We start from the raw sequence: 8,694 nt of genomic DNA on the forward strand, positions 1-8,694 counted from the left end.
TATAAACTGACAATTAACAGAATAGAAAAACAGTTAATAAAGCGGGGATACTGTATAAGTGGAGGGCGGCTGATGAACTCGCGAGGCCGCCGCATGATACTGTGAAGCCCCAACTCTATGTAATTCTATGAATTTCTACATAGAGTAGAACCCTAATTAGCCTAAATCTACACTTCCCAGTCTCTTTTTTCGAGGAATTCTCTGTATTTTAATAAGGATAGTAAGGTTTTTGCTGCGTATTGCTCAGTTAAGTGAATTGAAATTCCTGATTCGTAGAGTCTTTTTAGCATCCTAGGCATTTCTTCTGGGTCCAGAGATTTAAAATGCCCCCCAATTTCTCTCTCTCGCATTTGTTCAATGTTAGTTACAACTGCAATGGGCTTTCTTATTTTCTCATTGGATTTAATTAATGCCTCTGTAAGTTCCTTATCCATTCTAAAGTCGAAGACCAGTACCATATCAACATTCTCATCTTGACCAACAATATCTGTACTACGCGAGTAAAGCGTGTTATCCGAAGCCACGGTAAACCCCAAGTCAATTGGATTTGAGGTGCTAGTTCCCAAATTGGGAATTATTTCTGAAAGTTTGTTTTTAGTAGTTTCAGTTAGCTCAGCTAGTTTAAGTCCTTCCTGTTCACACACATCCGCAGCAGAAACGGATGGACCCCCCGGAGCAGATACAATAGCCACCCTATTGCCTCTAGGTAAATAGGGATTAATTAAAGCGGTAATACATCCAAGCATTTCATACACATTTTCCACTCTTATTAATCCTGCTTGCTTGAAAACCGCATCCCATATTTCTTTACTCCCACAAATTGAGCCGGTGTGCGAACCCGCAGCTTTGGCACCCCCCGTTGTCCTCCCCACCTTCCACACAATAATTGGTTTTTTCTTTGAGATTTGCTTTGCTAATCTGAGAAACCTCCCTCCATCCTCCACGCCCTCTAAATAACATGCAATGATTCCGGTTTGGGGATCGCTTCCCAGATACTCCAAGAAATCGTTAGTATCTAAATCACAAGCATTTCCTAGACTAATTACTTTACTATATGCTACTCCGCGGACCTTTCCCGCAAACGCCATATACATGGCCAAAGAACCTGATTGGGAAACAAATGCAACTGGACCACTCTCTTTGGACAAACCCGGAATGAAAGACAGCTTCGTGGAAGGACAGTAAATTCCCATACAATTAGGACCAATTATTCTCAGGTTGCCTTTTCTCGCAATGTTAACTAGCTCTTGCTCCTTTTTTCTTCCCTCCTCCCCTTGCTCTCGGTAACCCGAGGTGAAGATTATGGCTCCCTTAACATCTTTTTCAACGGCTTCCTCGATCACCTGGGGCACTTTATCTGGATGCAATGAAACCACCAGAAGGTCTACTGGTCCTTCGATGTCTTTGAGGCTGGGATAACTCTTCAAGCCCCTCACCGTTTCCTCATCAGGATTAATTGGGTAGAGTTTTCCCTCATAGCCGATATCAATGAAGTTGTAGAGAAGCATGTTTCCTAGTCTAGCCTTCTTGTCACTGGCACCGGTTATCGCGATAGATCTTGGATTGAAGATTGCGTCTATTTGCGAAGTCAAATTCTCTGACAAGGAAACCCTCCATGCGATTAGATGTAAGAATCAATTTAACTTGTTAATGATATAAAATTAACTAAAATAAATTATTTGGACAGCCATTTCTATGTTTTTTTGTGTTGTTACTCTGCTTTTTCCAAGTATTTCTTATAGTTTAAGAGTGCAACCAGTGCCTTTGCCGCTTCCTGCTCTGATGAGTGTACCGAAATTCCCGACTGATACATTTTCATAAGAATTTGAGTCAATTCTTCTGGGCTTATTACCCCAAAAAATTTACTGAGTGACGACCTTGCTATTGCAAACTCTAGAGACGTTATAACTGCAATAGGTTTCCTGACATTTTTCTGAACTTCTATTAATCTCTCAATAACCTCTCTATTCATAGCTGGAATTACCTCAACAAGCATATCCACATTTTCATCCAAGCCACATATCTCAGTAGCCCTAGGATACATTTCCACATCAAATGATGAAGAAAGACTGAGATCCACAGGGTTTGACGCACTGGTTCCAAATTCCGGTATAATCTCAGCCAGCTTCTTTTCAGTCTCTTCTGACAGCTTGACCAGCTTGAGTCCCGCCTTCTCACAAGCGTCAGCAGTGGACACAGCAGGACCACCAGGACCAGACATAACCACCACTCTATTTCCTCCTGGGAGATAAGGATTTTGAAAAGCGGTTATAAATCCAACGAGCTCAATATGATTTTCCACCCTTATTAAGCCAGTCTGCTTAATTACCGCATCCCAAATTTCCCTCGAACCGGAAAGCGATCCAGTGTGAGATCTCCCTGCTCGATCTCCCCCCTCGGTTTCCCCAACTTTCCAAACAATAATAGGCTTCCTCTTCGAGATCTCCCTCGCTAATTTAAGAAATCTACGTCCATCCTCAACCCCCTCAATGTAGCAAATAATCAACTTTGTCTCAGGATCGCTTCCCAAGTATTCTAAGAAGTCATTTACATCCAAGTCACTGGCGTTCCCGACGCTAATCATCTTACTAAAGCGTACCCCCCTTAGACCCGCAAAAAAACCCATAATGTTTGTTAGTGATCCGCTTTGAGAAAGGAAAGCAACCTCACCCATTTCCTTAGGCATTCCCGGAAAGAAAGAAATCTTGGAGGAGGGACAGTATAACCCCATACAATTCGGACCAATAATCCGCACACCGCCCGCCCGAGCCTTCTCCACGAGTTCCATTTCCTTCCTCCTTCCCTTCTCATCCTTTTCCCTATACCCTGCGCTGAAAATGACAATAGCTTTAACTCTTTTGGCGACGCATTCGTCAACTATTTCGGGAACATGTTTGGGATGTACTGAAACTACTACAAGATCAACAGGGTCCTCAATGTCCCTGATACTTGGATAGCTCTTAAAACCCATAACAGTTTCTTCTTTGGGGTTAATAGGATAAATCATTCCCTCAAACCCGATGTCCACAAAGCTGTATAGAAGTAGATTTCCCAGCCTGTTCACCTTGTCGCTTACACCAACCACAGCTACAGACCGCGGTCTAAAAATCTCATCTATTTCCGATACCAAATCTTTCGGCAAAACATACAACCCCCTAAGAGTTAAGAGCAAAAAACACTATCTTCAATTTGAAATATAAAAATAACGTAAAGAAATTCAGAGTCTGATAGAAAAATTTGGTAAAAGAAATAAAAATATACCCTCTTTTAAGATTATTATTATGATAGTTTTTTAGAAATACTCGAGTTTGGTGAAGGTCATGTTTAGAGATCGGGTTGACGCAGGTAAAAAATTGGCTAAAGAACTGTTAGAGTATAAAGGAACTAACCCTGTCGTGCTAGCTATTCCTAGGGGAGGTGTGGTTGTGGGTTATGAGGTAGCTAAGGAATTAGCTGTTCCTCTGGATATAGTTGTTCCGCGTAAAATACCTGCCCCTCACAACCCCGAACTCGGTATTGGTGCCGTAGCACAGGACGGAACCATAATAATTGATCCAGAAATAAAAAAGTATGTGTCTTTTTCAGAGGAATACGTTCAGGAAGAGGCTGAAAGGCAGATTAAGGAAATTGAGAGAAGAACTAAAGCGTACCGCGGAGACCGAGAACCTATTTCAGTAGAGAAGAGGGTTGTTATTCTGGTGGATGACGGATTAGCAACCGGAGTCACCATGAGGGCGGCCATACGTTCGATAAGAAAAAAGAATCCCCAAAAAATTGTGGTAGCGGTACCGGTGGGACCCCCAAGTACAGTGAAAAAGATTGAGGAAGAGGCTGATGAAGTAATTTCATTAGTTATATACGAACCATTTGAAGCGGTGGGCCAGTTTTACTCCGACTTTAGCCAAACCAGTGATAGTGAGGTTATAAGTCTCCTCCAAAAAGCCAAAAAATAATTTCAATAATTACTACTAAATCTGAATTCAAAGAAATGATAACTCCTTACTAAATCAATTTCCCCTTTCATATGGTTATTTTGGGGGAATTCCATAGTTGGCTGATATCTGTCCTTCGTAAATTTTTTAAGCTACAAGTGAAATAATTTAAAAGTTAAATATTATCATTTAGTATTTACAGATTTTCTGTAAGATTTGTTTTCATTTCTTCAATCCTTTATGAAACTATAGCTTGGTTATTTCCCCCGCCCTTATTGGCCAGACCCAGCCGTACTTCTTTTTCTCCACCCCCCTTTCTCTTAGGTCTCTTTCCAGTATTTTCTTCGATTCTTCTATTATTCTCTCTGGATCGTAGAGGATTATTCCTTCGGTGAGGGCGTCCATAATGTATCCTGTTCTCGCTCCTACGAGCCGGGGGAGTTCTTCAGGAGGCATCCAAAATCCCTGAACGCGGCTTCCCAGTCCCAACCCCAGTACCAGCTTTGTCTTTAGCATTAGTCTTTCGCTTATGTTTTCGGGAATTCCCCTGATTAGTACCATTAGGTCTACGTCGCTCTCATACCTTTTTAGTGGTTTCGCTTCCCCTCGGGCAACACTGCCAAATATGAGTACACCCATTATTCTTTCACCGAAGTAGTGGTGAAGCTTACCCAAGTACTCTTCGATCACAGGAGTATACTCATTCTGCTTAATCTTTTCCAAATTCTTTAGAAGCACTAACTACCTCCTCCTCAACCTTAGAGACCAGTTCAACCAGCTCCTTGGGGAGTGTTGGAAGAGCTCCGAAAAACCCGCATGCAGCCTCAAGAGCTCTTAAAGCGTTACCCAGAAGGCTCCCAGCCAACTGTTTGCGATAAATTTCTGATGGGGGAAGAATCTCATTCTCGGTCTCCCAACCGTACCTAGGCATTGCTCTCTGCTCCTCAAGAGGACTCGCGTACGCAACCAGTGTTACCAGCAATTCGATTTGCCTCCGATTCAGGTTAAGCCTCTTAACAGTGTTGACATCGCTCAGAACATTCTCAGAAATTATGTGCGAGGGAAAGTGAGTTCTCTCAAACTCTATACCGAGAATGCTGAGAACAGCCTTACAAGCGTTACCCACGGATAGCTGAGACCTGAAAACACAGTCAGGATAATCCCCCAACCCGTAGCTCCTAACACATCGACGGAGATCATCCAGAGCCATGCGAAGCCTACCCAGAGCCCTATCAGAATTCATCAACTAAACACACCACATAACTTCAGAAACAAGAACACGCCCAAAAGAAATAAGCATTACGGAAAAAACATACCAACAACCCCAAAGGACAAGTCAACATATCCACCCTTGTTGAAATGCCAAGAAATCGGCAGAACACTTTGCGGTGTAGGCAGAGGGGGATCAAAACAGCTTTCCCTGAATTCGCCGAAAAAACAGCAGAAGAAAGAATAAAGAGGCCCGATCGGTAAGTGCCTCAGTCTTGGTAACGGCGTGCCCCGTGTGTGAGAGTGGATTCATAGACGCCCTAAAAACTTATAAAGAGAATAGCAGCCTAATAGTCTTAAAGCTAGTTGATATCATAGCTAGTCGGTTATAATAATTCTAATAATAGAGATCTTTAAGTAGTTTCTGAAACCCACTATTAAACATTTTATCTAATAGTTTATTTTTGTAGTTCCTGAGCAATTTCTTTGAGGAGTGAAGTAATTCCCCCCTTCTCCAAGACTCTGAGCATGTCTGGGGATAGAGGTTTTCCTTCTAATGTGGTATTTTTGTTTAGGTTTTCAACCCTTGCTTTTTCTAGGTCCAATTCTAAAGTGTCTCCTTCCTCGAATGCTTCAGAGACTTTTGGGCACTCCAGTATGGCTAGACCGATGGCTACTGAGTTTCTGAAGAATATTCGAGCAAAAGACTCCGCAACAACTGCTGCTACTCCCAGTCTCTTTATCAGGTCTGGTGCCGTTTCTCTGCTTGAACCACAGCCGAAATTTCTTCCAGCAACTATGATGTCTCCCGGCTTTACTTCCCTTGGAAATTTTGGATTTATTGCCTCCATAACATGCTTCACTTGTTCATCCATTGAAGCTTCCATGTATTTGGATGGAGAAATTACATCGGTATCAATATTGTCTCCAAACTTCCAAACCTTTCCCTTTATCACATTCATTTTATTTTCTCAACTCCTCAATATTTTCTTGGATCCGTTATTTTACCCTCAATTGCTGAAGCGGCCACGGTTGCTGGCGATGCTAGATAAACTTTGGATTCGGGGTCGCCCATTCTTCCCCTAAAGTTTCTATTAATGGAGGCGATGCAAACCTCACCCGCAGCAAGTAATCCCATGTTAGCTCCGAAACAAGCTCCACAACTGGGATTACATATGATTCCCTCAGCATCAACCATGGTTTCAATGATTCCTTCTTTCACTGCTTCTCTATAAACTTCTGTGGAAGCCGGGGTTACGATTAATCGAGTATCAGGATGAACCTTTTTTCCCTCAAGAATCTTAGCAGCAATCTGAAGGTCCTCAAGTCTACCATTAGTACATGACCCCAGAAGCGCCTGATTTACCGGAACGCCCTCGAATTCTGTAACAGGCTTCACGTTATCTACTGTGTAAGGAGCCGCAACCTGAGGCTCCAGTTCCGTGACATTCTCTTTATAGACTTTCTCGTATTCAGCATCCTTGTCTGCCTTTAGATTTTGAATAGGCTTCTTGGTTTTATCTTTAAGATAGTCAATCGTTTTTTGATCCGTTTCAAAGAAAGCGAATTTTGCTCCCATCTCCAAGGCCATGTTACTCATGGTCATGCGACTAGAGATGCTCAACCCTTCAGAAAGGCTTCCTGTGAATTCAACAGACTTGTACTGAGCGGCCTCGGCAGAGTATTTGCCCAAGAGATTAAGGATTACATCCTTAGACATCACGTTGCGTGGCAGTTTTCCCGAGATTTCAAATTTGACGGTTTCTGGAACTCGGAACCAGAGTTTTCCAGTAGCGAATACGTAGGACATCTCTGTGAAGCCTATTCCGGTTCCAGCCGCGGTTAACGCCCCATAGGTGGTAGTATGAGAATCTGTACCAACTATAAGCATACCCGGAAGAACATGACCTTTTTCTTGAAGAACCTGGTGGCAGACCCCCGCTTTCACGTCATAAAAATTTTTTATACTCAGATTCTTTACCGCTTCACGAACCATCTTGTGCACTCCGGCGTATCTCACATTCGGAGCAGGCACCGCATGATCCAACAGAACCACAATTTTATCCGGATTCCACACCCTGTTGATTCCCGCACCTAGTAATCCCAGATAAACTGCAGCAAATCCTTCATGGGCCATTGCCAAATCAATATCAGCGGTTACGTATTCTCCCGGATTAACATTCTCCCTGCCCGAGGCTCTTGCAAGAATCTTTTCCGCCAAAGTCATACCCATAACATTACCTCCCTGAATATCTTCAATTTATTTTAATTTCTTAATTATAGCTTGTGTAAATTCACTGGTTTTTGAATTACCACCCATATCTGGTGTTAAAACTTTTCCCTCTTTGTAGATCTCCTTTACTGCGTTTTCCAGTTCCTCCGCTCTATCCTTCATTCCTAAATAATCAAGCATCATCACTGAGGAAAGAATGCTAGCAGTTGGATTAGCTATACCTCTCCCTGCTATGTCTGGAGCCGAACCGTGTACTGGTTCGAAGTAAGCATACTTATCGCCTATGCAAGCGCTGGGGGCCATACCCAGTCCCCCCATTAGTTCCGCGGCCAGGTCTGAGAGTATATCCCCAAACATGTTTGAAGTGACAATAACATCCATGTCCTTGGGGAATCTGACAATTCTTCGAGCCATGTCGTCAACATAGAAGTGTTCATACTTTAGTTCAGGATAGTTCTTAATCACCTCTTCGCAGGTTTTTTGAAACAGTCCGCAGCTCTCTTTCAACACATTAGATTTAGTGACACAGGCCACTTTTCCTGGAAATCCCTTAGCTTTTCGCTCTCTTGCTTTTTCACAAGCAAACTTTGTTATTCTTTCACACCCTTTATTAGTGAAAATTCTGATAGCAAATTTTCCAGTCCCGTAATCGGCAAAGGATTTTCCTAAGCGGTCTTTATAATCCGGAAGATTTTCTGCAAGTAGCGAAAGGTCTCCCTCCCTTCCAGGATACATACCCTCCGAATTCTCTCTAACTATAAGAAAATTTATTCCTTCAGGCTCTTTTATCGGAGTTGGAACACCCTCATAATACTTAATGGGTCTTAGGTTTGCATAAGTGTCAAGGAACCACCTCAAATAAGCTAGAATAAAAACACTGGCTTGTTCGGTTGCGCCGAAAAGTATTGCATCGGACTCGTTAGTTAAATCCATGGCTTCCTTCGGAAAAGGTGTTCCAAACTTTTTTATTGCTGCTTCTCCACACAAGGGTTTGAGTATCTCTATATATAAACCCATAGCTTCCAATACTTGAATCGCGGCATTAACCACCTCTGGCCCGATTCCGTCTCCACCCAGTGCAACAATCTTCTTGGTCAAATCTCATCCTCTCAAGATTTTTATTGTTTAATCTAAAAGTTGGTTACTTTTCGCTTATATAAAACGTTATTGCCAATTCTATGGACAGTTGCTTTGGAGCTAGCGAAACCCATAATTTTAACGAGTTAAAATTAACCAATTAAGAAATAAAAATACCATTTGAGAGGGGGTTTACAACAGTAGGAATATTTAATACTAAATAATACCATATATGGCTATGTG

The 8,694-nt window shown here is 42.3% G+C and carries 8 protein-coding genes; 1 reads left to right on the forward strand and 7 read right to left on the reverse strand.

The genetic code is table 11. From position 1 onward, the window contains the following. Positions 1 to 167: 167 nt before the first annotated feature. Positions 168 to 1,604, reverse strand: coding sequence for an acetate--CoA ligase family protein (locus ACUVXA_RS12095; RefSeq protein ID WP_445871524.1), 1,437 nt, complete (start codon positions 1,602 to 1,604; stop codon positions 168 to 170). 107 nt (positions 1,605 to 1,711) lie between these two features. Then, positions 1,712 to 3,142, reverse strand: a complete 1,431-nt coding sequence (locus ACUVXA_RS12100) for an acetate--CoA ligase family protein (protein ID WP_445871525.1) — start codon at positions 3,140 to 3,142, stop codon at positions 1,712 to 1,714. Between the two features lie 178 nt (positions 3,143 to 3,320). On the opposite strand from ACUVXA_RS12100, the gene ACUVXA_RS12105 reads away from it, so the two are divergent. Then, positions 3,321 to 3,953, forward strand: coding sequence for a phosphoribosyltransferase (locus tag ACUVXA_RS12105; protein ID WP_445871526.1), 633 nt, complete (start codon positions 3,321 to 3,323; stop codon positions 3,951 to 3,953). Positions 3,954 to 4,178: 225 nt separating this feature from the next. On the opposite strand, the gene ACUVXA_RS12110 is transcribed toward ACUVXA_RS12105, so the two are convergent. From ACUVXA_RS12110 to ACUVXA_RS12130, 5 genes are all read right to left on the reverse strand, one after another. Next, positions 4,179 to 4,670 carry a nucleotidyltransferase domain-containing protein gene (locus tag ACUVXA_RS12110; RefSeq protein ID WP_445871527.1) on the reverse strand — a complete coding sequence of 164 codons (492 nt, stop codon included), beginning with the start codon at positions 4,668 to 4,670 and terminating at the stop codon, positions 4,179 to 4,181. After that, on the reverse strand, positions 4,642 to 5,175 hold the full coding sequence (locus ACUVXA_RS12115) for a HEPN domain-containing protein (RefSeq protein WP_445871528.1): 534 nt from the start codon (positions 5,173 to 5,175) through the stop codon (positions 4,642 to 4,644). Before ACUVXA_RS12115 ends, ACUVXA_RS12110 begins: the two co-directional genes overlap by 29 nt. 424 nt (positions 5,176 to 5,599) lie before the next feature. Beyond that, positions 5,600 to 6,103: a LeuD/DmdB family oxidoreductase small subunit gene (locus tag ACUVXA_RS12120; RefSeq protein WP_445871529.1), complete on the reverse strand. Its 504-nt coding sequence runs from the start codon at positions 6,101 to 6,103 to the stop codon at positions 5,600 to 5,602. Between the two features lie 17 nt (positions 6,104 to 6,120). After that, positions 6,121 to 7,374, reverse strand: a complete 1,254-nt coding sequence (locus ACUVXA_RS12125; protein ID WP_445871530.1) for a 3-isopropylmalate dehydratase large subunit — start codon at positions 7,372 to 7,374, stop codon at positions 6,121 to 6,123. Between the two features lie 27 nt (positions 7,375 to 7,401). Next, on the reverse strand, positions 7,402 to 8,472 hold the full coding sequence (locus ACUVXA_RS12130; RefSeq protein WP_445871531.1) for an isocitrate/isopropylmalate dehydrogenase family protein: 1,071 nt from the start codon (positions 8,470 to 8,472) through the stop codon (positions 7,402 to 7,404). Positions 8,473 to 8,694: the final 222 nt, after the last annotated feature.

This window comes from Candidatus Jordarchaeum sp. (assembly GCF_052745115.1).